Source organism: Embleya sp. NPDC050493 (assembly GCF_044458105.1).
Taxonomy (GTDB): domain Bacteria; phylum Actinomycetota; class Actinomycetes; order Streptomycetales; family Streptomycetaceae; genus Embleya.
The window spans coordinates 17,627-41,434 of sequence record NZ_JBITHP010000043.1 but is presented as its reverse complement, the minus strand read 5'-3'; the positions used below and the strand labels follow the sequence as shown (position 1 = coordinate 41,434).

21 protein-coding genes and 1 tRNA gene are annotated in these 23,808 nt (G+C 72.0%); 9 read left to right on the top strand and 13 right to left on the bottom strand.

What is annotated here, in order from left to right; translation table 11 throughout:
• Positions 1-123 precede the first annotated feature (123 nt).
• Positions 124-2,244: a glycogen debranching protein GlgX gene (glgX, locus tag ACIBM5_RS43775; RefSeq protein WP_396012275.1), complete on the top strand. Its 2,121-nt coding sequence runs from the start codon at positions 124-126 to the stop codon at positions 2,242-2,244.
• 97 nt (positions 2,245-2,341) lie between these two features.
• On the opposite strand, the gene ACIBM5_RS43770 is transcribed toward glgX, so the two are convergent.
• Both ACIBM5_RS43770 and ACIBM5_RS43765 read right to left on the bottom strand, forming a co-directional pair.
• A complete protein-coding gene (locus ACIBM5_RS43770; protein ID WP_396012274.1) occupies positions 2,342-4,354 on the bottom strand; it encodes a phosphocholine-specific phospholipase C in 2,013 nt (670 codons plus the stop codon).
• 38 nt (positions 4,355-4,392) lie between these two features.
• Positions 4,393-5,829: a hypothetical protein gene (locus tag ACIBM5_RS43765; RefSeq protein ID WP_396012273.1), complete on the bottom strand. Its 1,437-nt coding sequence runs from the start codon at positions 5,827-5,829 to the stop codon at positions 4,393-4,395.
• Between the two features lie 1,135 nt (positions 5,830-6,964).
• Between ACIBM5_RS43765 and ACIBM5_RS43760 the strand changes: the two genes are divergently transcribed.
• Positions 6,965-7,357, top strand: coding sequence for a DUF2267 domain-containing protein (locus ACIBM5_RS43760; RefSeq protein ID WP_391584391.1), 393 nt, complete (start codon positions 6,965-6,967; stop codon positions 7,355-7,357).
• Between the two features lie 227 nt (positions 7,358-7,584).
• On the opposite strand, the gene ACIBM5_RS43755 is transcribed toward ACIBM5_RS43760, so the two are convergent.
• Positions 7,585-8,187 (bottom strand): TetR/AcrR family transcriptional regulator, encoded by a 603-nt coding sequence (locus ACIBM5_RS43755; protein WP_396012272.1) that lies wholly within the window; start codon positions 8,185-8,187, stop codon positions 7,585-7,587.
• A gap of 93 nt (positions 8,188-8,280) precedes the next feature.
• Here ACIBM5_RS43755 and ACIBM5_RS43750 point away from each other — a divergent pair, with 93 nt between their 5' ends.
• Both ACIBM5_RS43750 and ACIBM5_RS43745 read left to right on the top strand, forming a co-directional pair.
• Positions 8,281-8,955 carry an HAD-IA family hydrolase gene (locus ACIBM5_RS43750; protein WP_396012271.1) on the top strand — a complete coding sequence of 225 codons (675 nt, stop codon included), beginning with the start codon at positions 8,281-8,283 and terminating at the stop codon, positions 8,953-8,955.
• 286 nt (positions 8,956-9,241) lie between these two features.
• The gene (locus tag ACIBM5_RS43745; protein WP_396012270.1) at positions 9,242-10,108 is read left to right on the top strand and encodes an SAM-dependent methyltransferase; all 867 of its coding nucleotides are present in this window, start codon (positions 9,242-9,244) and stop codon (positions 10,106-10,108) included.
• A gap of 158 nt (positions 10,109-10,266) precedes the next feature.
• On the opposite strand, the gene ACIBM5_RS43740 is transcribed toward ACIBM5_RS43745, so the two are convergent.
• Positions 10,267-11,712 (bottom strand): amidase, encoded by a 1,446-nt coding sequence (locus ACIBM5_RS43740; protein ID WP_396012269.1) that lies wholly within the window; start codon positions 11,710-11,712, stop codon positions 10,267-10,269.
• Positions 11,713-12,067: 355 nt separating this feature from the next.
• On the opposite strand from ACIBM5_RS43740, the gene ACIBM5_RS43735 reads away from it, so the two are divergent.
• Positions 12,068-13,186, top strand: coding sequence for an MBL fold metallo-hydrolase (locus ACIBM5_RS43735; RefSeq protein WP_396012268.1), 1,119 nt, complete (start codon positions 12,068-12,070; stop codon positions 13,184-13,186).
• A 169-nt stretch (positions 13,187-13,355) separates the two neighbouring features.
• Positions 13,356-13,937 carry a hypothetical protein gene (locus ACIBM5_RS43730; RefSeq protein WP_396012267.1) on the top strand — a complete coding sequence of 194 codons (582 nt, stop codon included), beginning with the start codon at positions 13,356-13,358 and terminating at the stop codon, positions 13,935-13,937.
• Positions 13,938-14,003: 66 nt separating this feature from the next.
• Here the strand turns inward: ACIBM5_RS43730 and ACIBM5_RS43725 are convergent, their stop codons facing one another.
• On the bottom strand, positions 14,004-15,455 hold the full coding sequence (locus tag ACIBM5_RS43725; RefSeq protein ID WP_396012266.1) for an MFS transporter: 1,452 nt from the start codon (positions 15,453-15,455) through the stop codon (positions 14,004-14,006).
• Between the two features lie 331 nt (positions 15,456-15,786).
• Between ACIBM5_RS43725 and ACIBM5_RS43720 the strand changes: the two genes are divergently transcribed.
• The gene (locus tag ACIBM5_RS43720) at positions 15,787-16,371 is read left to right on the top strand and encodes a helix-turn-helix domain-containing protein (protein ID WP_396012265.1); all 585 of its coding nucleotides are present in this window, start codon (positions 15,787-15,789) and stop codon (positions 16,369-16,371) included.
• 57 nt (positions 16,372-16,428) lie between these two features.
• Here the strand turns inward: ACIBM5_RS43720 and ACIBM5_RS43715 are convergent.
• The 6 genes from ACIBM5_RS43715 to ACIBM5_RS43690 all read right to left on the bottom strand — a co-directional run bounded on the left by ACIBM5_RS43715 (position 16,429) and on the right by ACIBM5_RS43690 (position 20,197).
• Positions 16,429-16,547: transfer RNA gene (locus ACIBM5_RS43715), tRNA-OTHER, on the bottom strand.
• Positions 16,548-16,781: 234 nt separating this feature from the next.
• Positions 16,782-17,261, bottom strand: coding sequence for a carboxymuconolactone decarboxylase family protein (locus tag ACIBM5_RS43710; RefSeq protein ID WP_391584384.1), 480 nt, complete (start codon positions 17,259-17,261; stop codon positions 16,782-16,784).
• 2 nt (positions 17,262-17,263) lie between these two features.
• Positions 17,264-18,337 carry a dihydrodipicolinate reductase gene (locus tag ACIBM5_RS43705; protein WP_396012264.1) on the bottom strand — a complete coding sequence of 358 codons (1,074 nt, stop codon included), beginning with the start codon at positions 18,335-18,337 and terminating at the stop codon, positions 17,264-17,266.
• A gap of 226 nt (positions 18,338-18,563) precedes the next feature.
• Positions 18,564-18,995, bottom strand: a complete 432-nt coding sequence (locus ACIBM5_RS43700) for a GNAT family N-acetyltransferase (protein WP_396012263.1) — start codon at positions 18,993-18,995, stop codon at positions 18,564-18,566.
• A gap of 55 nt (positions 18,996-19,050) precedes the next feature.
• Positions 19,051-19,509 carry a hypothetical protein gene (locus ACIBM5_RS43695; RefSeq protein ID WP_396012262.1) on the bottom strand — a complete coding sequence of 153 codons (459 nt, stop codon included), beginning with the start codon at positions 19,507-19,509 and terminating at the stop codon, positions 19,051-19,053.
• Positions 19,510-19,684: 175 nt separating this feature from the next.
• The gene (locus ACIBM5_RS43690) at positions 19,685-20,197 is read right to left on the bottom strand and encodes a methylated-DNA--[protein]-cysteine S-methyltransferase (RefSeq protein WP_391584380.1); all 513 of its coding nucleotides are present in this window, start codon (positions 20,195-20,197) and stop codon (positions 19,685-19,687) included.
• 303 nt (positions 20,198-20,500) lie between these two features.
• On the opposite strand from ACIBM5_RS43690, the gene ACIBM5_RS43685 reads away from it, so the two are divergent.
• Together ACIBM5_RS43685 and ACIBM5_RS43680 are read left to right on the top strand one after the other, a co-directional pair.
• Positions 20,501-21,487, top strand: a complete 987-nt coding sequence (locus tag ACIBM5_RS43685) for an alpha/beta fold hydrolase (RefSeq protein WP_396012261.1) — start codon at positions 20,501-20,503, stop codon at positions 21,485-21,487.
• Positions 21,488-21,573: 86 nt separating this feature from the next.
• The gene (locus ACIBM5_RS43680; RefSeq protein WP_396012260.1) at positions 21,574-22,437 is read left to right on the top strand and encodes a universal stress protein; all 864 of its coding nucleotides are present in this window, start codon (positions 21,574-21,576) and stop codon (positions 22,435-22,437) included.
• A gap of 142 nt (positions 22,438-22,579) precedes the next feature.
• On the opposite strand, the gene ACIBM5_RS43675 is transcribed toward ACIBM5_RS43680, so the two are convergent.
• Positions 22,580-22,999, bottom strand: a complete 420-nt coding sequence (locus ACIBM5_RS43675) for a CBS domain-containing protein (RefSeq protein ID WP_396012259.1) — start codon at positions 22,997-22,999, stop codon at positions 22,580-22,582.
• 235 nt (positions 23,000-23,234) lie between these two features.
• Positions 23,235-23,801 carry a Fur family transcriptional regulator gene (locus ACIBM5_RS43670; protein ID WP_396012258.1) on the bottom strand — a complete coding sequence of 189 codons (567 nt, stop codon included), beginning with the start codon at positions 23,799-23,801 and terminating at the stop codon, positions 23,235-23,237.
• Positions 23,802-23,808 lie beyond the last annotated feature (7 nt).

Genomic DNA, 23,808 nt, shown 5'->3' with positions numbered 1-23,808 from the left:
GCCCCTTCGCGCGTGGCGTATCGGCCGGGTGCGCCACGCATCGGCCCGGTTCGCGACGAGACACGCCACTGCGCCGGGTCGACGATCGGATTCTTGCCCGATATGACCGGTTAATGTCGCTTCATGCAGGCATGGAATGGCAGCTCCCATCCTCTCGGCGCCACGTTCGACGGCTCGGGCACCAACTTCGCGGTGTTCTCCGAGGTCGCCGAACGCGTCGAGGTCGCGCTGATCGGCGACGACGGCACCGAGCAGCGGGTGCCGCTGCCCGAGGTGGACGGCTTCGTGTGGCACGGCTACCTGCCCGGCGTCGGGCCGGGCACACGCTACGGGTACCGCGTGCACGGACCGCACGATCCCGCCCGGGGGCACCGCTGCAATCCGGCGAAGATCCTGATCGACCCCTACGCCAAGGCGATCGACGGCAACACCGACGGCCACCCGTCGCTGCTCGACTACCGTCCCGAGGCGCGGGACCAGCGGAACACCTCGGACAACCTGGGCCACACCATGTTGTCGGTGGTGACCGACTCGACCTTCGACTGGGGCGACGACCGCAGCCCGAATCGTCCGTACCACGAGACGGTGATCTACGAGGCGCACGTCAAGGGCATGACCCGCACCCATCCCGCCGTTCCCGAGCACCGGCGCGGCACCTACGCCGGCCTCGCCCATCCCGCCGTGATCGAGCACCTGACCACACTCGGCGTCACCGCGATCGAGCTCATGCCGGTGCACCAGTTCGTCCAGGACGGTTTGTTGATCGGCCGAGGGTTGTCGAACTACTGGGGCTACAACACCATCGGCTTCCTCGCCCCGCACAACGCCTATTCGTCCTCCGGGAGCCGCGGCGAACAGGTCACCGAGTTCAAGGCGATGGTCAAGGCCCTGCACGCGGCCGGGATCGAGGTCATCCTCGACGTGGTCTACAACCACACCGCCGAGGGCAACGAGTTGGGGCCCACGCTCTCCTTCCGCGGCATCGACAACGCCTCGTACTACCGCCTGGTGGACGACGATCCGGCGCACTACTACGACACCACCGGCACCGGGAACAGTCTGCTGATGCGGCACCCCAACGTGCTCCAGCTGATCATGGACTCGCTGCGCCACTGGGTCACCGAGATGCACGTGGACGGCTTCCGCTTCGACCTGGCGGCCACCCTGGCGCGGCAGTTCCACGAGGTGGACCGGCTCTCCGCGTTCTTCGACCTGGTCCAGCAGGATCCGGTGGTCAGCCGGGTCAAACTGATCGCCGAGCCGTGGGATCTGGGCGAGGGCGGCTACCAGGTGGGCAACTTCCCGCCGCTGTGGAGTGAGTGGAACGGCAAGTTCCGGGACTGCGTACGCGACTTCTGGCGCGGTACGGACGGCGTGCTGCCCGAGTTCGCGGTGCGCCTGACCGGTTCCGCCGACCTGTACACGAGCGAGCACCGCAGGCCCCTGGCGGGCGTCAACTTCGTCACCGCGCACGACGGCTTCACCCTGCGCGACCTGGTGTCCTACAACACCAAGCACAACGAGGCCAACGGCGAGCAGGGCCGCGACGGCGCCGACGACAACCGCTCGTGGAACTCCGGCGCCGAGGGCGAGACCGACGACCCGGGCGTACGCGCGCTGCGCGAGCGTCGGCAGCGCAACCTGCTCACGACCCTGTTCGTTGCGCAGGGCGTGCCGATGCTCTCGCACGGCGACGAACTCGGCCGCACCCAACACGGCAACAACAACGTGTACTGCCAGGACAACGAGATCGCGTGGATGGACTGGGCCCGGGCCGTCGCCGACCCGGCCCGACAGGATCTTCTGGAATTCACCCGCGGCCTGGTCCGGCTCCGCGCCGAACACCCCGTGCTGCGCCGCCGGCGCTTCTTCCGCGGCGACGGCACGGACGGCCCGGCCGACCTGCTGTGGTTCCGCCCGGACGGCGCGGAGATGACCGCGAAGGACTGGGATCGACCCGACGCCCGCTCCGTCGTGGTCTTCCTCAACGGGGACGCCATCTCCGAACGGGACTCCCGAGGCGGCCCGATCGTCGACGACTCGTTCCTGTTCGTGCTCAACGCCCACTACGAGGGCGTGCACGTCCGCATCCCGGTCCTGCACGACCACGGCGACATCTGGCACGTCGCCGTGGACACCGCCGACCCGGACGGCGCCGACGAGGTGGAGGTCAAGGCGGGCGGCGTCCGGTCGGTCGAGGCACACAGTGCCCTGGTGCTGATCCGGCGCCGCCGGCCCGAGTGAGCAACGGAGCCGCACCGCATCGCCGGCCGCAGTGAGCGCGGCCCGCGGTGCCCGGCCGCCCGGAATCCGGGGCCGGGCACCGCGAGCCGTGCGCCGATCAGTCCCGGTTCGAGGGGTGGACCGTGCCGGCGTAGCGGCGGGTGAACCCGTCCGCCGCCGCGACCGTGACGTCGTACCGGCCGTGCGGGTCGGTCGGCCAGGTCACGGTGTCCCGGTCCCGGGCGCCGACCCACTGCTCGCGGGCGGTTCCGCCGAAGTCGTTCGGCGTGATGGTGAAGCGCACGTCGGTGTCGCCCTCGTTGGCCAGCCGAAGCTCCACCCGGGCCGCGTCGGGCCGGCGGCCGCTCAGCGTGGCCCGGACCGAGGGGACCGCGACGTCGCGCTGCGGATCACGGACCACGATCCCGGCGAACCGCCGGACGAAGCCGTCCGCGCCGTGCACGCTGAAGTCGTAGGCGCCGTCGGTGCCGGCGGCCTCCCAGACGTAGGTCGCGCTCCTTCCCGGCGCGACGGTGAACGGGGTGCCCGCGAACGGGAGCACGATGTTGGGGAACACGGTGAAGTGGTAGGTCACCGTGCCCTCGTTGGTCAGTGTGCACTGCACCCGGCCGGTCTTGCGGTCGACGGTGACATCCGCCCAGGGACGGTAGGGCAGCGGCCGGTGCGGCCGGTAGCCGGGTTCCTGGGTGGGTACCTGCTGGGCGCCGGTCGCGGGCAGCTTGACGCCGGGCAGCGCCTTGGCCGCATCCGCCTTGGCGATCAGCGCGTTGGTGTCGGGCAGGGCCGGAATCGTGTAGTCGGGACGGGCGAAGTCGAAGCACGAGGTGAGGTCGCCGCAGACCGCGCGGCGCCACGCGGAGATGTTGGGTTCGTTCACCCCGGTCACCGTCTCCAAAAAGCGCAGCACCGAAGTGTGGTCGGCCACCTGGGAGTTGACGTGCCCACCACGACTCCACGGCGAGGCGATCCACAGCGGTACGCGCGTGCCGAGACCGATCGGCCGGCCGCCGACGAACTCCTCGGGCGTGCCCGGCTCGGGCATCGGCGGCACCACGTGGTCGAAGTAGCCGTCGTTCTCGTCGTACATCAGCAGGAACACGGTGTGCTTCCACACCTCGGGGTTTGCGAACATCGATTGCATCGCGGTGTTCACCCAGTGCGCACCGTAGTTGGGTCCGGCGTCCGGGTGTTCGCTGAACAGATAGGGTGCGACGAGCCAGGAGACGGTGGGCAGCGTGCCGTCCTTGCAGTGCGCGTCGAAGGCGGTCAGGTCCCACTTGGTCATCGCGTTGACGTAACGCGGGTCGTCCTTGGGGAAGTTGTGGAACTGCTTGAAGTAGGACAGGCCGTTGTCGTCGTAGTCGCCGTAGCGTTCGTCCTTGCTCGGGTTGTGGTACACGCGCCAGCTCACCCCGGCGGCGGACAGCCGCTCGGCGTAGGTGGTCCAGTCGGCGACCGGGTTGTCGGTGACGGGGGTGTTGTCGATCCACGGACCGGTGGTGCCGTCCCGGCCGGGCCCGGCGGTGCCCGACCACAGGTAGAGCCGGTTCGGGTCGGTGGGGCCGTTGAGTGAGGTGAAGTAGGCGTCGCACACGGTGAACGCGTCGGCGAGGGCGTACTGGTACGGGATGTCCTCGCGGGTGAAGTAGCCCATCGAGCGTTCGCCCTTGGCCGCGACCCAGCGGTTCTGTGCGCCGTTGTTGACCGCGGTGTGACCGGTGCTCCAGTCGTGCGGGAGGCCGCCGGCGTTCTGCGCGTTGTACTTGGTGGAGTCCATCCGGTACGGCAGCAGGTAGCCGCCGTCGGTGCGGCCGGGGTGCGGCTGGCGGAACACGTCGTCGCCGCCCGGCAGCACCAGGCCCTGGCGGTCGGCGAAGCCGCGCACGCCCGCGAGGGTGCCGAAGTAGTGGTCGAAGCTGCGGTTCTCCTGCATCAGGATCACCACGTGCCGAACGTCCTTGATACTGCCGGGCGTCGGCCGGCGTGCGGCGTCCGCGGCGGGGTCCGGCGCCTGGTCCGCGAGCGCGGGGCTCGCGGTGAGGCCCACCGCGCCGGCCGCGCCGACGGCGGCGGAGGCGCCCACGAAGGAGCGGCGGCTGAACTCGGTCATGACGAACCGACCTTTCGGTGAGGGGAGGTGACGCGGAGTCAGGCGCGCAGCGTGAAGGTGGCGACGGCGGCGGCGTGGTCGCTGGGCCAGCCGTTGCCGGCGGTGCCCGGGATCGGCTTGGGCCAGCCGGTGACCAGGTTGTGCGCCTCCTCGGCGGACAGCGGTCCGGCGGTGTGCAGCGCGTCGATCCGGTCCTGCGGCTGGGACGGGTCCACCGGCGACCAGGTGTTGCCGGGTTCGCGGGCCGGATCGTGGTGGCGGTCGCGGAACACGTCGACCAGTCGGGCCTGTTCGAGCAATCGGGTGACCGGCCAGCGCACCGGCCCGGACGTCCCGTGGACACCGGCGGTGCGGGCGGTCCAGTCCAGGTGCGAGGGCGAGGCGAGGGCGCCGGCGAGCAGCACCGGGGTGTCCCGGGCCGCGTGCAGGTCGGGCGCCATCGCCGTGACCAGGGTCTGGGCCTGGCGGTAGCGCAGGCTCGTCAGTTCGGCCGCCTCGGCCTGCGCGGGCGTACGGCCCCGGCGAATCCCGATCGGCCCGTAGTCCCCCTCGTCCAGGCGGGCGATCCACACCCGGACGGCCCGTACCCCGGGCGCCCGCACGGTGGCCGCGACTGCCGGCAGCTCGGCGTTCGCGGGGCGCGGGTCGGTGAGCGGGTGCCGACTGATCAGTGCGAGTCCGGCCGGGTCCTCGTACACCGCCCAACCCAGCGCCTCGGCCACCGACTTGCCCAGGGTGCCGCCGGTGTCCTGCAACGCCAGTACGTCCAGATCCTGGGTCAGCGCGAGCCGCGACACCTTGGTCACCGCGCCGTCCACGTGCCTGCCCGCCTCCCAGGCGTCGAGGCCGGCGACCTTGAGCGTGGCGCTGCGCGCGTTGCGCCGGACCGGCACCTGCACGGTGAGCTGCGACGTGGCGCCGGTCGCGCCGTCCCGGCCCTCGACGGTGAGCACGCCCGGCCGGCGCGCACCGCCACGCGGGGCCTGGGCGGTGACGACGCCGTCGGCACCGACACCGAGCCAACCGTCGCCGCCTCGGGCACGGAAGGTGACGCCCCGGCCGGACTGTTGCCCGTTCGACGCGGTCCACAGCCCGGCCAGGCGCACGGTAGCGCTCTCCCCCGGGGTGACCGCCGCGCCGGTGACGGTGTCCACCGCGAACCGGGGCCGAGGCGGCACCGGCCGCGCCGCGAAGCCGAACGGCGCGGTCTGCGCGAGGATTCCGTAGCCGTCCTTGGCCAGCAGGTAGGCGGTGTAGGGGCCGTCCGTGAGTCCCTGCGTCTCGATGGTCACCTCGCCCTCGGCGGTGGTGACGTACTTCCAGGCCAACGACCCCCCGTTGCCCGGCTGTCGAGCCCCGTCGTACACCCCCACCCAGTTCTTCGCGTGCGGTGCGTCGGTGGCGAACCGAAAGGTCAGCTGATCACCCTCCTTCGGCACGGTGGGACGCAGAAGAGTGAGCAAACTCCCTGACATATCGTCAATTCCTTTCCGGAGCAGGGGTGAAGGTGCACATGACGGCATCGCAGCGGACAGTGGCGAACTCGGGGCCCGGGATCGTGACCGGGGCGGGGCCGACGGCGATCGGGGTACTGCGGCCACGGGAGGCGGGCACGGAAATGCTCCAGGCGGAAGTCGAGTTGTCTGTACAACTCGGCTCAGTAGGCCGGCACCCGATGGCCGGAGCGTGAACGCACGCGCTCCGGCGGGCAAGCTTCACGGGAAGAGCCGGCGGCCTCCGGACGAAGCCCCCGACTACAGGTGCGGGCGCCCACGATCGACTCGGTTGGGGAGACCGCAACGACGGCAGCGGCGGCGGCAACGGCGGCGAACCCGACGGAGCGAGCGCGCATTCCGTGCCGGCGTCATCCACCGGTCGCAGTGGAAGTACGCGAGGCGATCACGACGACCGGCGCCTACCGCTCGGGCGCCCGGCGCCCGGCGCCCGGTTGCGAGGCCGTCTACCGCTCGGGCGCCCGGCGCCCGGCTGCGGGGCCGCCTCCCGCTCGGCTTGCACGGCAGTCGGCGCCGGCACACAGGGCGACGACTCGAACCCACGTGGTCATGACGCCCGTGCTCCTGACGCCGCTGCCACCGCCTGGACCGCGACCCTCGGGATGAGCGGCGCCGGCGGGCCCGTGCCGCTCGGGCAGCCGGCGGCCGGCAAGGTCGCACGTCCCGGCCGGCCCACCACCGCCGCACCCCCTCGTGCGTTCCGAGCCGCCCCGGGAAGGCGACGGCCCCGAGCCCGTCCGGGCCGCGGCGACCCGATCCAGCGATGCCGTCGGCGCGGATGTCGCCCGGACGAGCCCGCTCGCCCTGAGCCTCGGCTTGTCAAGTCTCCTCTGGAGAGTTATAAGGTGGGGAGCACCTCATGCGCACAGGCCCGCTCCGTGGCCCCGGAAAATGGCGCGCGTGGTCGAAAGCGCGCGGCATCGTGCCGCGACGGGCCCTCGCCGGTGCAGAGGTCGGCGCGGCTCGCCGAACCGGCGTCCCGCGGCTGCCGTCCCGATGGTCGAATCGGCCCGCCGCCCGCCCTCCGATCGAGGCGGCCCCGCCCGAGCCCCGCCCCGATCGCCTCCGACGGAAGACGGAAGAAGGGCCGATACAGATGCCGATGCGATGGGAATCCTTCCTCGCGGCAGTCCAGGAGCGGGGCGAATACTCCTCACCCGAGGAGGCGGAACGCGCCGTCCGCGTCGTACTCGCCCTCCTCGGTGCACACCTGGTCGGCGGCGAAGGCGCCGAACTGGCCGCCCGGCTCCCCGAGGCGTGCGCCCTGGTGCTGCTCAATCCGCTCCCCGCGCACGAACCGCTCAGCGCGGACCGGTTCGTCCGGGCCACCGGCGCGTGGATCGAGGGCGCCACCGACGAGACCGCCAAGTGGGACGTCGGAGCGGTACTCAGCGTCGTCGCCGACGCCACCGACGACGACCTGATGAACCGCCTGCTCCTACAACTGCCGCCGGGCTACGACGTCCTCTTCGGCCGCCCACGACGCTGACCCCGCCCGAGCGGGAAAAGGCGGCGCGGTGACGGAACCGCGGCGCGGGCCCGGTCCTGCGTGGCCCCGGCGGCGTGACCGATGGGCGACACCACCGGCCCGGGCCATGCGCAGCCGACCCCGCGAGGGCTCGCGCGCCCCGGATCAGGGCCGGCCAACGATCGGAACCGCCGCACAGTCGGAACCGCCGCACGGCCGGACCCGCTCGCGAAGCCGCCGCGTGGCGGTCAGGGCTGTTCGACGCGCGGGAACCGGGTGAGCAGCAGCCGGAGCATCGGCGCCTGCTCCCGCGGCGCGAAGTTCGGATCGGTCGCCGGCCGCGCGAAGATCCCGTCGATCCGGGCCGCGATCCGGGTCGCCGCGCCGTCGGCGGCCGGCCCGGCGTCGATCCGCCCGGCCGCGGCGGCACGGCGCAGCAAGTCGGCGATGCCCGCCCGGAGTCGACGGTCGTTGCGCGCCACGACCGCGGCGATGCCTTCGTCCCGCTGAGCCGCCGCCGCGGTATCCAGCGCGAGACCCGCGTACTCGGGGTCGGCGGCCGGCTCGACGACCGCGTCGATCAGCGTGAACAGCGCTCCGATCGCGTCCTCCTCGGCGACCAGCCGCTCCAGGTAGGCCGCGGTCTGCACGCCCTCACTCTCGATCAGCGCCACGATGATCGCGTGCTTGCTCGGGAAGTAGTGGAAGAGATTCCCCGGACTCATCCCCGCGCGCTTACAGATGTCCGCGGTACGGGTGCCTTGGAAGCGCATCTCCGCGAAACAGGAAGCGGCGGCCTCGAGAATCCGGCGCCGCTTGGCAGCTTGCTTGACGGGATCGACGGTACGCATGGGGCCTTCACCCTACCGTGAGACTCCGTACCGCCCCCGAACGCCCCGACCCGGCCGGGCCACGTGATCCACCACCACACCGAGGAGCCCCTGATGCCACCCCCGCTCCGCTACGACGCCGTACTCTGCGATCTCGACGGCGTCCTTCGCCACTGGCCCGCACACTCCCTGGAACACACCCACGGACTCCCCGAGGGTGCCCTCGCCGCCGCGGCCTTCGCCTCGGCCCGCCTGCTCCCGGCGATCACCGGGCAGATCACGGACGAGCAATGGCGGGCCGCCGTCACCGCCGACCTCGCCGCCGACTGCGGGTCGATCGAGCGCGCAAGTGCCGCCGTGGCCGCCTGGTCCGATCTGCTGCCGACCGTCGACCGAGACGTCGTCGCCCTGCTCACTCGGGTCCGCGAGGTCGCCGCCGTGGCCCTGGTCTCCAACGCGACCACCCGGCTGGAGTGGGACCTCGCCCGACAGGGCCTGTCCGATCTCGCCGGCTCGGTCGTGAACACCGCACGGATCGGCGTCGCGAAACCGGATCCCCGGGTCTGTCGCATCGCCGCCGAGATCGTCGGATCCGCCCCACATCGCTGCCTGTTCGTCGACGACACGGAGGCCAACGTCATGGCGGCCCGTGCGGTCGGGATGACCGCCGTGCACTACCGCCGCCTCGAAGACCTCCGCACGGCACTCGCGCCGCTCCTCGGGCCGTCGGCCGACGTACGCACCCCACCACCAGACCTGCCGCAGCCACGTGCCGGCGGATCGCCCTGACCCCGCCGAACAACCCCCGCGCGCACGCCCCCGACCGGTGGTGGTCGCATCGAGGTCCGCAACCGAGCCGCAGGGTAGACGTCCTGTCCTCGGCCCGACTCCCGTCGTCACCCCGGAAGTTCCGCTCCGCCCATCGGCCCCGGCTTGGCGGTCCGGCCGACGGGCGTACCCGGCGAGCGGCAAGCAGCGGCGTCGACCGGCCTATTCGTCGCGTGCCGGCCCGAACCGCCGCCGGTCGCAGTAGTCTCGGCGGATCCGTGGAAGTGCCGGTCCGAAGGGTGACCCCGTGACGTCGATATCGAACAGCGATGAGGACGCCTGGCGGCTGCCGCGTCTGGACGAGGTGGAGGCGGCGTCCGTGCCGCCCCGGATCGACACGAGCATCGCGCACACCGCGCGGATCTACGACTATCTGCTGGGCGGCAAGAGCAACTTCGCCGTGGACCGCGCGGCGGCCGAGCACATCCTGGCCGCGATGCCCGATCTGCCCACCACGCTCCGGCTCAACCGACTCTTCCTCCAGCGCGCCGTGCGATACGCCGCGCGGCGCGGCATCCGCCAGTTCCTGGACATCGGGACCGGCATCCCCACCGGCGGGAACACCCACGAGGCGGCCCACCAGGTCGCGCCGGACGCGCGGGTGGCCTACGTGGACAACGACCCGATCGTGCTCGTCCACGGTCGGGCCCTGATGAGCGATGCCGGCCCGGGACGAACCACCTTCACCCAGGCCGACCTGCGCGACCCGAAGGCCATCCTGACCGCGCCCGAAGTGCTGGAGGTGATCGATTTCGCCGAGCCGGTCGCGGTGATGCTGGTCGCCATCCTGCACTTCATCAAGGATGACGAGAACCCGACCGGGATCGTCGCGACACTGCGCGACGCCCTCGCCCCGGGCAGCATGCTCATCCTCTCGCACGCCTCCTCGGACGCCGACCCCGCCCGCGGCCGCGCGGGAGCCGCCGGTTGGAAGAACGCCTCCGCCGAGATGACCATGCGCGACTACGACCGCGTGCTGGCCTTCTTCGACGGCTTCGAACTGGTCGAACCGCCCGGCATCCGCCCGCACTGGAACCCCGACGGCGAGCCCGAGGACCCCCTGGACTCCGTGGAGAACGTGTGGGGTTACGGCGGCCTCGGCATCCTGCGCTGAGTCCGCCGAGTCGGCCGAGTCCGCCGAGGGCACCCGGTCCGCCCCGAGCCCGACCGGGAGATCCACCGGCCGATCCGGCCGACGCATCCGGGCCCGACGGCCGAAGGCGCGGGTCGGCGGGCCCGCGAAGGCCCGTCGCCCGCCATCGGCCGCCGCACTCAGCCGCCGGCCACCCCGGTCGGCCACGGTGCCTGCCCCGGCCACGGCGCCGCCTCCTCCAACTGAGCCGCCAGCCGCAGCAGTTCAGCCTCGGCACCCAGCCGACCGGTGAGCTGGATCGCCACCGGCAGGCCCGCCTCGTCGAAGCCCGCCGGCACGCTCGCCGCGGGCAACCCCGAGACGTTGAACACGGACGTGAACCACGTCATCTTCGCGGCGTGCGCGTACATGCTCGCCGGGTTGCTCGTGTCCAAGACCCCGAGTTCGGGCACCGGAACACCCAACGTCGGGCTCAGCCAGACGTCGTGCGCGTCGAAGAAGGGCGCCACCTCGCGGCCGATCCGAACCACCGTCTGCAACGCTCGGACCAGATCCTGACCGCGCATTCCGGCCGTGTGCTCGTGGATGACCCGGGTGAACGGTTCGAGGTCGTCCTCCCGCAACTCACGGCCGAGTTCGGCGAGTCGGTCCTCGATCTGGGCGTGTGTGGCCGCCGCCATCACCTGACCGAGCGCCCGACCGGTCGCCGGACCGTCCCACACCGGCGCACCCTCCTCGACCCGATGGCCGAGCTCGGCGAGCAGCGCCGCCGTACGCTCCACCGCCGCAACGGCCGCCGGGTGGGCGGCCGTTCCGTCCACGTTCGCGGTCGCGAAGCCGATCCGCAGCCGCCCCGGCGCGGTGTCCAGCGCGGCCAGGAAGGATCCGGCGGCCGGCATCGGCAACGTGGCATACGGCTCGCCGGGCAGCGGACCGGCGACGACGTCGAGCAGCGCGGCGGAGTCGCGGACCGTACGGGTGACCGCGTGCGCGATCGCCAGCGGGTAGGCCAGCCCGGACACGCCGTGGTCGTCCGGAACGCGCCCACGCGAGGGCTTGAGCCCGAACAGTCCGCAGCAGGCCGCCGGGATGCGAATCGAGCCGCCGCCGTCGTTGGCGTGCGCGGCGGGCAACATCCCGCCCGCCACCGCGGCGGCCGACCCGCCGGAGGAACCGCCCGTCGAGTGGGTGGTCCGCCACGGGTTGTGCGACGGGCCGTGCAGGAGCGGTTCGGTACTGGCGTTCTTGCCGAATTCGGGGGTGTTGGTCTTGCCGACGATCACCAGCCCGGCACGGCGATAGCGGGCGGCCAGCGCCCCGTCCCGCTCGGCGACCGCATCGGCGAACAGCCGTGAGCCGTGCGTGCTCACCATGCCGGCGACATCGCAGCCGAGGTCCTTCACCGCGAACGGCACGCCCCGCAGCGGCCCGTCCGGCAACGTGCCCTCGGCCTCGGCCCGAGCCGCCTCGAACCGCGTGGACACGAACGCGCGCAGCGTCGGGTCGCGTTCCTCGATCCGGGTGATCACCGCGTCCAGGATCTCGATCGGCTTGACCGTGCCCTGTCGTACGAGCTCGGCCAGCCCCACCGCGTCGTTGTCGTCCAGCAGTTCACCGGTGCCCATGGCCGTGCCTCGTTTCGTTCGACTCGATCAAACAAATGCATGATGCAGTCAAGCAATACAGATGACAAGGACATGCGCACCCCGAGCCCCCGGCACCCCGGGCGCCCACAGCCCGCGATCACCCCGACCGGCCCGACCGGCCGACCCGGCAACCCGACCCCGACCTCGACCCCGACCCACCCGACCCGACCCGAGCCACCCGACAAACCGACCCGTCGCCCACCCGACCTCTCGACCGGACGCCCCATCGACCCACCCACACGGCCCCCGCCACGACCGGAATCGCGATTCAGGGAACGTGTCACCCGCACCATCGGTTGAAGAATCCGAGGACGACACAAGGAGAGTGGGACAGATGGCGGGAAATGCCGCGGCTCGGCGGCTGGTCACGGGTGGACTGGCGCTGGCCGCCGCCGGATGGGCCCTGCGGGACGTCCCGGCGGAGTTCGGCGGTCGGGCCGAGGGCGAACGACTCGCCCGCTTTCGACGATCGCCGCAGTACCACGAGGGTGCGTTCCGCAATCCGGTCCCCGCCGACCTGGTCGCGGCCGGCAGCGCCCCACAACTCATCGGCCAGATGCTCCGCAACCGCAGCGAGCGCCGACCCGCCGCACCCGTGCCGCTGGTCAGCGCCCCTGCCACACCGCCGGCCCGGGACGGGCTGAGCGCCGTCTGGTACGGCCACGCAACCACCCTGGTCGAGATCGAGGGCCGCCGGGTGCTGTTCGACCCGGTGTGGAGCGAGCGGGTGTCCCCCTCCCAACTCGTCGGTCCGCGCCGGCTGCACCCGCTCCCGATCCCCTCGGCCGCGCTGCCGACGCTGGACGCGGTGGTCATCTCGCACGATCACTACGACCACCTCGACCGGGCGACCGTACGCACCCTCACCGCGACCCAGACCGCGCCGTTCCTGGTGCCCCTCGGCATCGGCGCCCACCTGGAACGCTGGAACGTCCCCGCCTCGCGGATCATCGAACTCGACTGGGAGGAGGACGCCGTCGTCGCCGGCCTGCGCTTCACCGCCACCGCGGCCCGCCACTTTTCCGGCCGCACGCTGCGCCGCAACGACACGCTCTGGGGCTCGTGGGTGGTCGCCGGCGCCGGGCACCGGGTCTTCTACGCCGGCGACTCCGGCTACTTCGACGGCTATGCCCGCATCGGCGCGGCGCACGGCCCCTTCGACCTGACCCTGATGCCGATCGGCGCCTACAGCCCGAGTTGGCCCGACATCCACATGAACCCGGAAGAGGCGATCAGGGCCCACCTCGACCTCGGCGGCAAGGTGCTGCTGCCGGTGCACTGGGCGACCTTCGACCTGGCCCCGCACCCGTGGGCCGAACCGGTCGACCGCCTGTGGCACGAGGCCAAGGCCAAGGACGTGACACTCGCCATCCCCCGCCCAGGCGACCGCATCGACACCACCGCTTCGTCCCAGCCGACCCCGTGGTGGAGCGTGCTCACCAACACCCCCTGAGCCGGGGAGGCTCCGCTCCGTCCGACGATCCCTCGGACGGAGCGGAAGGGCCGAATCGGACCGGCCGGACCGGCCGCCACCGGCCCGGCCGACGGAACACGAGCCCAGCGGGAACATCACCGACCGAAGTAGCATCGGCCGCCAGTGATCTCAGCGAGGGGAGCATCGCGTGCGGGCGATCGTGGGCGTGACCGTATCGGCCGTCATCCTGTTGGCGGCATGCAACGACACCGACTCCCCGAAGAAGCAGGCCACGGCCCCACCTTCGACATCGTCCCCGACGCCGACGACCGCACAGACCGTCGTCGCCCCGGCACCGGCCACATCCGCGCCGCCGGCGCCGACCGCCTCCGGAGCACCGAGCCCGTCCGCGACGTCCGGCACACAGCCGGCACAGCAGGCCGCGTCCACTGAGGCCGCGATCCAGCGCTACGAGCAGTACCTGCACGCCGTGGGCCGCGAGGACCTCGCCACGGTCTGCGAAATCGCCGGCCCGGCGGCGAAGAAGGCCCAGGACGACGGCTTCGGCCCGTGCACCACCACGATGCCCATCACGTTCCGGATGTTCTCCGGCGCACAGAAGAAGGCCCTGCAAACCGCCACGGTCGACCCGAGCCGCGTCTCGACCCGCCGACCCGACAAGGTGGAGGTCCCCGCCAAGGCGGTCCGCACCACCGTCACCTTCTCCCAAAGCGACCTCGGCGACCAGACTCTCCAATACATCGACCACGCCTGGTACATCGTCGACTAGTGCCGCGCTGGGGCCTGTCTGCAATCTCGCGTCCGGCCGGAGACCGGCCCCGTCGGCAGGCACGGCTCAGAGCGCACCCCGTGCCGCGCGCCGCGCCGGCATCCGGCTGCCGAGACCGATGGCGAGTGCCGCCACGATCAGCGCCGCCGCGACCGCGAAGGTGACCCGCATGCCGGTGGCGACGGCGCCCGCCCGGGCCGTGGTGACGTCGTTCGTGGCCGACGCGAGGGCGAACACCGCGCCCATCACCGATGTACCGGTGATCAGCCCGAGATTGCGCGACAGGTTGAGCATGCCGGACACGACACCGCGGCGGTCCGGCGGGACGTCGGCCATCACGGCGGTGTTGTTGGCCGTCTGGAACACCGCATAGCCGGCGGTGACGACCACGATCGGCGCCAGGTAGCCGGCGACGCCGAACGACGCCGGCGTCGTCGACAACGCGAACGCACCGACGGCCATCGCGCCGAGTCCGACCACGGTCATCCGAGGTGCGCCGAACCGATCGGCGACGCGGCCGGCCGGCACCCCGGTCAGCGCGGCGACGACCGGACCGACCGACAGCACGAGCCCGACCAGGGCCTCTTCCAGCCGGAGCGTGCGCGCGAGGTAGAACGGCCCGACCACGAGCGTGGCCATCATCACCGTCGAGACCAGCGCGCTCATGGCCAGACTCGCGCTCAGCACCGGATCCCGGAACATCGCCGGCCGGATCAGCGGTGCGCCGGCTCTCGTCTCGACCCGGACGAACACTCCGACGCCGATGGCGGCGGCGGCCAGCAGGGCCGCGTTGAGCCATCCGAAGTCGCCGCGCCCGATCGTCATGGCGAGCGCGTAGGCCGCGAGCGTCAAGGCGAGCAGCAACGTGCCCACATGGTCGAAGCGGGCCCGCCCGGTCGCGGCCTCGGGTCGGTCGACGGGCAGGTGGCGGTACGCGAGGACCAGCGTCACCACGCCCGCCGGTGCGTTGACCAGGAAGATCGCCCGCCAGCCGGGCCCGGCGATCAACGCGCCGCCCAGGGACGGGCCGAGCGCGGTGCCGATCGCGGACATCGTGCCGAGCAGGCCCATGGCACTGCCGGTCCGCGCCTTGGGCACCGTCTCGCCCACGAACGCCATGGTCAGCGCCATCATCACGGCCGCGCCGAGGCCCTGTGCCGCCCGGGCGGCGACCAGCAGCCACAACGAGGGCGCCAGGCCGCACAGGACCGAGGCCACCGTGAACAGCAGGATGCCGGCCAGGAGCAGCCGACGCCGACCGATGATGTCGCCGAGCCGGCCGACGCTGACGATCACGGTGGTGATCGCGAGGAGGTAGGCCAGGACGATCCACTGGACCGCCTGGAAGGAGGCGTCGAACGTGCCGGCCAGGGTCGGCAGCGCGACGTTGGCGACGCTCGTGCCGAGCGAGGACAGCAACATCGACAGGGACAGGCCGGCCAGCGCCCACCGCACCGCGGGTGTGCGCTCGGCGCCGCCCGTGGCCGCCTCACCCGATCCCGCACTGATCGTTTTCACGTGCACTCCGTTTCCTGGTGGCTCCCGAAGCCCGGTGGTCGGGTGACCCGGCCGGGTTCGTGGGGTGCGGCCGGCCGTTCGGCCCGATGCCGCGGGGCCCGCGTCCTGCCCGGTCGGTGGGGCGGACGCAGGCCCGTGAGGACCGTCAGCCGCGTCCGCCGTACCCGGCCCGCCGTCCCCCGGCCGGTCCGCGTCGTTCGATCCGGCCGCCGGGTCGGCGCACCGCACGGCCGGACGCACTGTGTGGGCTCATGCCGAGGAGGGTTGTCCGCACCCCGCGATCCCGGCAACTCTTGTTGCCAATTCCGGGACGGCGGGGTGGAATGCCCCCATGGACAACGCACCGGCCTACCGAACGGTCCTGGACGAGGTCGCCCCACGGCTCAGGCGCCTGCGCGCCCGGCACGGTCTGACCCTGGCCGCGCTCTCCGAGGCGACCGGCATCTCCAAGAGCACGCTGTCCCGACTGGAGTCCGGACAACGCCGTCCCAGCCTGGAACTGCTGCTGCCGCTGGCCGGCGTCTACCACGTGCCGCTGGACGAGTTGGTCGGCGCTCCCGAGGTGGGCGACCCCCGGGTCCGGCTGACCCCGCGCCCGCTGCCCAGCGGCGGCACGTCGGTGTCCCTGACCCGAACCCCCGGTCCCCTCCAGGCGTTCAAGATGGTCATCGCCGACCGGGGCACCGACCCGAACCTGCGTACCCACGAGGGCTACGAGTGGCTTTATGTGCTGAACGGCCGGCTGCGGCTGGTGCTGGCCGACCACGACCTGGTCCTCGGCCCGGGCGAGGCCGCCGAGTGGGACACCCGGCTGCCGCACTGGTTCGGCAGCGCGGACGGACGCCCGGTGGAGATCCTCAGCCTCTTCGGCAGACAGGGCGAGCGCATGCACGTCCGCGCCAAACCGCACGCCTGACGCCACCACGGCGGCGCGGGCCGTGCGGCGGTGTCGCAGGCGGGATTCGGGCGGTTGCGGTGCCGACGGGATTCGAACCCGCGGAAGGAGCCGGGCAGGCCCGCCCGTACCCCCTCAGTCGACGCGGCGGGAACCTCCGCCGCGTCGATCGCAATGGGCCGCTCTGCCACGGCACCGCAACCTGCGGAACTGCGCAATCCCGCTGCGCCGAGCGTAGGTTGCGCGGTTCCGCGGTGACCACCCGATTTCGCCGCGGCGCACCTTTGTGCTTCGCACCGCGCGAACCGGCCTTCGTCGTACCCGGCTTCCCGAACGGCCGGAGCGGGCGCGCACGTTCGACGCGTCGAACGGAGCCCGCCGATGACCCGCGGGGCCGCCCGGGAGGATTCGGCGGCCCCCACGGGGCGTCGTCAGTGGCTCGGCAGCACACACACCGAGTCGAGGCCGAGCACGTGGTTGAGCCGACCGAAGGCCAACCAGGACCCGATCGCCATGCTCAGTTCGACGATCTCGGCCTGGGTGTAGTGCGCGGTCATCCGGGCCCAGAACTCGTCGTCCAGGTTGTGGTGGTCCACCGCGTACCGCTCGGCGTATTCGGCGGCCAGCCGGGTGCGGTCGTCGAAGATCTCGGTGGTGCGCCACTCGGTGACCGCGACGTCGAAGCCGTCCTCGACCTTCTCCCCGTCCCGTTCGGTGCGCCAGTCCAGGCAGAAGACACACCCGTTGATCTGTGCGATCCGAAGTCGTGCGGCCTCGAACTCGCGCAGCCCCAGGTTCGATGCGTCGTAGACCTTCATCGAGAACGTGGAGGCCGCGATCCCGATCTCGGGCACCATCTCCGCCCACACGTAGGCGATCGGGTCCTTGTCCTCGGGGATGTCGATGTGCATGGTTACTTCCTTCCGAGCTTGCCGACTGCGGGACGGAGCGGAATGTCGAGTGCGTCGTAGAGCCCGGGTTCGGCGGCGACCAGCCAGTCGATGGCGCCGACGAGTCGGCCGACCGCGGTGGCGTTCCCGCCCGCGGACCGGTTCGTGCCCTCGTCGGTGGCCTCGACCGTGACCTCGATGCGCGGGCGTCCCTCGATGATCACCCGGTGCGCCCCGTCGCCGTTGGGCGGAGTGGGCCAGTCCGGCGCGCAGGAGGGGTGGATGCGGGTCACGTGCTCGATCACGATCCGCGGCTCGCCCCCGACGATGCCCTGCACCTCGAACCGCACCGCGCCCTGGGTGCCGGCCTCGAACTCGCCCATCGTCGTGGTGCGTACCGTGCTCTCCAGCGGACGGCGGTCCATCGTTTCCCGGATTTCGTCCAGCTCGACGCCCAACGCCCGTGCCATCAACCGGATTTGCCCGCCCCAGACCATGGTCGGCATCTCCGGCCACAACATCGGCGCCCCGTAGTCCATCGGCTGCCCCATGCCGACCAGGTTCCGGACCGAGTCCTCCTGGTCGTAGGTGGAGTAGTCGAAGATCTCCTGGCAGCGGATCGCGTCCACGGTGGTGCCCAGCCCGCTGATCAGCAGCGGCAGCACGTCGTTGCCCCAGCCCGGATCCACACCGGAGACGAACAGCGACCCGCCGCCGGCCTCGATGGCGGCAAGTACCGGCTCGCGCAACTCGGTCGGGGCGTTGCGCTGGTCGTAGAGCGCGTACAGGGCGGGAGTCACCACCACCGCGCCGGCCCTGATCGCCCGCACGATGTCGGCGAGCGCCTCGTCGGGACGGATGTCGCCCGACGCCGCGTACACCACCGCGCCCGGCCCTGCGGCCAGCACGGCGTCGATGTCGTTCTCCGCCGCGACCCCCAACTCGTGATCCAGCCCGGCGAGTTCGCCCGCGTCGCGGCCGACCTTGTCGGGATTGTGCACCAGCACCGCCGCGAGCTTCAGCGCCGGGTGCGCCTCGACGGCACGGATGGCCGCGCGGCCGACGTTCCCGGTACCCCAGACAACCGTGGAAATCATGCGCTGGAGGGTAGCGAGGGCCTCCTACGGTTCATAGGCCCACGACCGGAAAAGTTGACCTGCCGGCCGATCGGCCGGCCGAGACCACGCCGACAAAGAGGGGGCTCGCCCGCGCCGGACCGCCGACCGGGCGCGGGACGCGACGCGCCGTCGGGTTCGGCCCACCCGCACCGTCACCGGCCGAGCAGCCGACTTCGGCCGATCCCACCCGGTGCGCTCGGCTGCCTCACTGTTCGCCCAGGACCATCCACGTGCCGTTGGCGGCCAGCGGCTCGAAGCCCACCTGCGCATAGACCGCGTGCGCGTCGGCGGTGGCCAACATCAGGCGCCGCAGACCGGCGGGGCGCAGGTGGTCCCGGATGTGCGCGACCAGCGCGGTGCCCAGACCCTTGCCCCGGACGGCGGGGGCGATGTAGACGTCGCAGAGCCAGCCGAACGTGGCCCCGTCGGTGACCACGCGGGCATATCCGACCTGGGCCGCGGAGGCCGTGTCGTACACCCCGAAGTTGAGCGAACCGGCGATCGCCGCATCCTGCTTGTCCCGCGGGCGACCCTGCGCCCAATAGGCGTCGAGCGACAACCAGCGGTGTATCAGCGCGACATCGAGCCGGGTCGGATCGGTCGAGATCTCGTAGCCGTCCGGAAGGTGAAAGTCCATATCCGGATCCAACCAGCCCGCTCCCGCCGCCGACCACCCGTTATTCGCACGCCGCTCACCGCATGGGCACCAGTGCCTCCGCCCGCGCCCGCAGGGTGGGGGCGCCGCCGCGCCCGGGGGAGACCAGGCGCAGCCGGAGCAGGTGGCCTCGGCCGGGTCCGGGGGTGTCGCGTTGCAGGGTGCCGGTGACGCAGTCGAAGGTGGCCGCGTCGGTGTGCCGCACGAAGAAGGCGGGACCGGCGATCCCGGCGAGCAGTTCGATGGCGTCGGCCAACAGGCGGGGGCTGCCGGGTCGGGCGTGCTCGACGTCGACGGCGAAGACACCGTCCGGCAACACGGTGGTGCCGCGCAGGCTCCACGGCGAGCCGGGCAGATCGCAGGCGACCCGCAACCTGGGCAGCAGGTCCGCCGCGGGGTCCGCCGCCACCCAGCCCTGCCGGGTCGTCTGCTCGGCCAATTCGCGCAATGCGTCCCCGGGCGCCTCTTCACCCGACACGCCGAAGAAATCGTCCATGACAGTCACTGTAAGTCGAAGTGTCGTAACCGGCTTCTCCGGAGCGAACGCCATGAACCGCCCGGCTTCGTACATTCGCGACACGGTGCTCGCATGCCCATCGAGCACGCATTCGAATGACCGTGCCACACCCTCCGATTCCGCCCGTTCGCGCGCACACCGGCGGAGCCGGGGTTCAGAACAGTCGAGCGGCCCTGGTGCTCTCGGATTCCTCCAGTTCGAGAAGCCGCCGCTTGCGTTCGAGGCCGCCGGCGAAGCCGGTCAGCTTCCCGTCGCTGCCGACGACACGATGGCAGGCCACGATGATCGAGATCGGATTGTGCCCAACCGCCTGTCCCACCGACTGGGCCAACGCCTTGTTGCCCAATCGCTCGGCGAGCGCGCCATAGGTGGTGGTCTCGCCGAACGGAATCTCCCGCAGCATCGCCCACACCCGCTCCTGGAACGGATCGCCGTGGGTGGCCGTGGGCAGGTCGAACGCGGTCCGGTCACCGTCGAGGTATTCGGCCAATTGGGTCGCCGCCGCCGCGAGCAGCGGGTCCTCGCGATGGTCGACCCGCCGGCCGAGTTCCTCCTCCGGAGGCATGTACCAGTGCTGCGGGAAGTAGAGGCCCACGATGGCATTCCGCGCTGCCACCACGATGAGCCCGCCGAGCGAGGTGTCGACGATCGCGTGCCGTGTGTTCATGGTGCCGATCTCCCCCTGTGTCGCGGTGTACGTCCCCATCCTTCATCCCCGTCATCCCCTGGACGCACGGGCCCCGGGGAAAATGTGGGGCCCGACGTCGCGGGGGTCTGCTTCGCGACATCGACTCCGCCGGGACCTGCTTCTCCGTCGGAATCCCGCTCACCGAAGGGGCGGGCAACGGGGGCGTGGCTTCGCCTCCGGACGCACTTTGCCGAAGCGGCAAGGAAGTTTGTGGCTCCCGCCGAATCGCCACATGATCATGATCCGTACCGAGGTGATCGGTACCGAGACCCGGGAGTTGCCATGACACAACCTGTCCGAACCGCCGACCTCACCCATCGCCTGGTCCCCTCCCCCGCCGGCCGCATCCACCTGGTGGAACAGGGCACCGGTCCGCTGGTCCTGCTCGTCCACGGGTTTCCCGATTCCTGGTACGGCTGGCGCCGGCAACTGGCCGACCTGGCCGCGGCCGGTCACCGTGCGGTCGCCATCGACGTCCGCGGCTATGGCCGCTCGTCCAAGCCGCAGGACATCGCCGCGTACCGGATGACGGAGCTGATCGAGGACAACGTCGCCGTGGTCGAGGCGCTCGGCGAGCGCTCGGCGGTGATCGTCGGGCACGACTGGGGCGCGACCATCGCCGCCGGGTCGGCCCTGGTCCGGCCGGACGTCTTTCGCGCGGTCGGGCTGCTGAGTGTGCCGTACACCCCGCCCGGCGGACCGAAGCCCAGCGACGTGTTCGCGGCGATGGGCGGCGACGAGGAGTTCTACGTCCGGTACTTCCAGGAGCCCGGCCGCGCCGAGGCGGAGATCGAGCCGGACGTACGGGGGTGGCTGGCCGGCTTCTATGCCGCACTCTCCGCCGACACGATGCCCGGCCCCGATGCGCCGGACCCGCACTTCGTCGGCCGCGGTGGCAGGCTCCGTGACCGATTCCCCATCGGCCGCCTGCCCGGGTGGCTCGACGAGGACGATCTCGACGTCTACGCCGGGGAGTTCGAGCGGACCGGAATGAGCGGGGCGCTCAACCGCTACCGGAACATGGACCGGGACTGGGCGGACCTCGCCCCGTACGCCGGCGCGCCGATCACCCAGCCCTCGCTGTTCCTGGGCGGCGCCCTGGACGCCTCCACCACGTGGCTGTCCGATGCGATCGAGGCCTTCCCCGGCACGCTGCCCGGCCTGCTCTCCTCGCACGTCCTGGCCGGTTGCGGCCACTGGCTCCACCACGAGCGCCCCGCCGAGGTCGACCGGCTCCTGATCGACTGGCTGGCCGCGCTGCCCCGCTGAGAGATCCGTCGGCCGGCCGGGGGAGCTGAGTCCTGGGCGTACCGGGTATGAGCCTGGTGGATTCCCCGTCGAGGTGAGTGAGTGCCATGTCGTCCACGGACAACGAAGTCGATCTCGGGGTGCTGATCGGGCACGACGGTTCGCCCGCCGCCGACCGCGCGCTGGATTGGGCCGCGCAGGACGCCGTCGCCCGGCGCGTACCGCTGTACGTGGTCACCGCCGTGCCCGTCGGCGGGCTCGGCCACCGGCATCGGGTCGAGCTGCGCGAGCGGGCACATGCGCTGGTGGACGCCGCCTGTGCGCGCGTGCGGGCGCGGTTCGCCAAGGCGGATGTGGAAGGCTCGGTCCGGGAGGGCGACGCGGCCGAGTCGCTGCTCGAGGCGAGCGGCCGTGCCGACACGATGGTGATCGGCAGTCGCGGTCACGGCGGTTTCGCGGGCCTGCTGCTGGGATCGGTGTCCCTGCGGGTGTGCGCGCACTCGTCGTGCCCGGTCGTGGTGGTACACGCCGACGCGGCCGAGGACGCGAGCGGCGTGGTGGTGGGCATCGCCGGTCCCGAGGACGGGCCGGCCGCCGAGTTCGCGGCGAGCAGGGCACGGCGGCTGGGCGGTCTGCGCGCGGTGCACTCGTGGGCGCTCCCGGTGACCGGTCTGGCGCCCAGCCTGATGTTGCCGTCGATGTTCGACGTGGACGAGATCGCCGCCGAGCGCGGCCGGATGCTCGAAACGGTGCTCGGTCCGATCCGGCTCGGCAACCCCGAACTGCCGGTGGACACCGTGGTGATGAACGGTACGGCCGGGCGCGACCTGGTCTGCGCGTCCATCGGCAACGCCCTCGTGGTCGTCGCCACGCACCCCCGGCACGGCCCCCTGCCGATGCGGCTGGGCCCGACCACCCACGCCGTACTGCATCATGCGCGCTGCCCGGTGGCCGTGGTCCCGGTGCACTGACCGCGGCTCCGGCGACCCGGCGACGGGAGGTGACCGGGCAACCGGACCGACGCGGCGCGCGGATCGAGGCGGCGGGCTCGGGTCGACGCGCCGCGCTTGCGGCGGCGCGTCGCCGGACGGGGCCCACCGCGCCGGACGGGGCCTAACGCGCTGCGTAGACGTTCTCGGCGAAGGCGGCGATCTGCTCCTCCGACAGGTGTCGCGCCACGTCCGCCTCGCTGATCATGCCGACCAGGCGCTTGCGCGCGATCACCGGCAGTCGACGGATCTGGTGCACCTGCATCTCGCTCAGTACTTCGGCGATGTCGGCCTCCGCGTCGATCCAGCGCGGCGTCCCCACGCACAGCTCGCCGGCCGTGACCTGAGCCGGATCGTGACCCTCGGCAACGCACTTCGTCACGATGTCGCGGTCGGTGATGATGCCGCACAGCCGCTCGTTCGCATCGCTGACCGGGAGCGAACCCACGTCGAGCCGGCGCATCAACTGCGCGGCCCGATCCAGCGTCTCGGTCTGCGGAATCCACTGCGCACCCTCGTGCATGATGTCCTTGGCCTTCGTCATGGTGATACCTCTCGTCGGGCCTGCCGACGGCAGCACACCGACCGCAGGGCTCGGGACCGCGCCGCGGACACCGCGACGCGGTCCTTCCATCCTCTCCGTCCCACTCCCGGTCGGCCACCCGGGTGAACGGCCCCTGTGGGCGCCGGGAGCGCACCGCGATCGGTCGGGTTCACGGTCACCGGTCGAACCACCGAGGACACCGAACCACCGGGGGACGGCGCGCGCTGCCGGCGGCTCATCGGCAGCGCCGGCACCTGCCGGTGAGTTCGATGGCGTGGCGAATCTCGGTGAAGCCGTGTCGGGCACCGGCGCTCGCGGTCCATCGTTCGACGGCCTCCGAGTGCACCTCGACCGCGATACCGCACAGCCGGCAGATCAGCAGGTGGTGGTGATCCGGTCGCCGTCGCCGTCGGTACTGGCGCTCGCCGTCGACGGTGTACCGGCTGTCCGCACTACCGTCCGCGGCCAGTGCGGCGAGGCTGCGATAGGTGGTGCTGAGGCTGACCGGGCGGTTCCGGATGCGATCCCCCCGGTCTGCGTCCCGCTCGCGGTCTCGGTCCCGATCTGCGCCTCGTTCGTGCTCTCCGTCCCGGTCCCGATCTGCGCCTCGCTCGCGATCCCGGTCTCGATCCCGGTCTCCGTCCCGGTCCCGGTCCCGCATCCAGACGAACAGGTCCTGGGCGCTCACGAAGCCGCCGTGCGCGGCCAGGGCTCGGGCCACGGTGTCCCGATGGGCGGTGGCCCGGCGCGGGGTCCGCGGGCGGCCGATGGGCTCGCGGGCGGGGTCTGTTGCCGACGGCATCGATCCT

Bases quoted from the DNA above. Each gene is read 5' to 3' on its own strand.
- ACIBM5_RS43700 (WP_396012263.1), bottom strand. From the start codon at position 18,995: ATGGACTTTCACCTTCCGGACGGCTACGAGATCTCGACCGATCCGACC.
- ACIBM5_RS43685 (WP_396012261.1), top strand. From the start codon at position 20,501: ATGACACAACCTGTCCGAACCGCCGACCTCACCCATCGCCTGGTCCCC.
- ACIBM5_RS43670 (WP_396012258.1), bottom strand. From the start codon at position 23,801: ATGCCGTCGGCAACAGACCCCGCCCGCGAGCCCATCGGCCGCCCGCGG.
- ACIBM5_RS43690 (WP_391584380.1), bottom strand. From the start codon at position 20,197: ATGAACACACGGCACGCGATCGTCGACACCTCGCTCGGCGGGCTCATC.
- ACIBM5_RS43765 (WP_396012273.1), bottom strand. From the start codon at position 5,829: ATGTCAGGGAGTTTGCTCACTCTTCTGCGTCCCACCGTGCCGAAGGAG.
- ACIBM5_RS43675 (WP_396012259.1), bottom strand. From the start codon at position 22,999: ATGACGAAGGCCAAGGACATCATGCACGAGGGTGCGCAGTGGATTCCG.
- ACIBM5_RS43755 (WP_396012272.1), bottom strand. From the start codon at position 8,187: ATGCGTACCGTCGATCCCGTCAAGCAAGCTGCCAAGCGGCGCCGGATT.
- ACIBM5_RS43680 (WP_396012260.1), top strand. From the start codon at position 21,574: ATGTCGTCCACGGACAACGAAGTCGATCTCGGGGTGCTGATCGGGCAC.
- ACIBM5_RS43720 (WP_396012265.1), top strand. From the start codon at position 15,787: ATGGACAACGCACCGGCCTACCGAACGGTCCTGGACGAGGTCGCCCCA.
- ACIBM5_RS43740 (WP_396012269.1), bottom strand. From the start codon at position 11,712: ATGGGCACCGGTGAACTGCTGGACGACAACGACGCGGTGGGGCTGGCC.
- ACIBM5_RS43760 (WP_391584391.1), top strand. From the start codon at position 6,965: ATGCCGATGCGATGGGAATCCTTCCTCGCGGCAGTCCAGGAGCGGGGC.
- ACIBM5_RS43750 (WP_396012271.1), top strand. From the start codon at position 8,281: ATGCCACCCCCGCTCCGCTACGACGCCGTACTCTGCGATCTCGACGGC.
- ACIBM5_RS43770 (WP_396012274.1), bottom strand. From the start codon at position 4,354: ATGACCGAGTTCAGCCGCCGCTCCTTCGTGGGCGCCTCCGCCGCCGTC.
- ACIBM5_RS43695 (WP_396012262.1), bottom strand. From the start codon at position 19,509: ATGGACGATTTCTTCGGCGTGTCGGGTGAAGAGGCGCCCGGGGACGCA.
- ACIBM5_RS43710 (WP_391584384.1), bottom strand. From the start codon at position 17,261: ATGCACATCGACATCCCCGAGGACAAGGACCCGATCGCCTACGTGTGG.
- ACIBM5_RS43735 (WP_396012268.1), top strand. From the start codon at position 12,068: ATGGCGGGAAATGCCGCGGCTCGGCGGCTGGTCACGGGTGGACTGGCG.
- ACIBM5_RS43705 (WP_396012264.1), bottom strand. From the start codon at position 18,337: ATGATTTCCACGGTTGTCTGGGGTACCGGGAACGTCGGCCGCGCGGCC.
- glgX (WP_396012275.1), top strand. From the start codon at position 124: ATGCAGGCATGGAATGGCAGCTCCCATCCTCTCGGCGCCACGTTCGAC.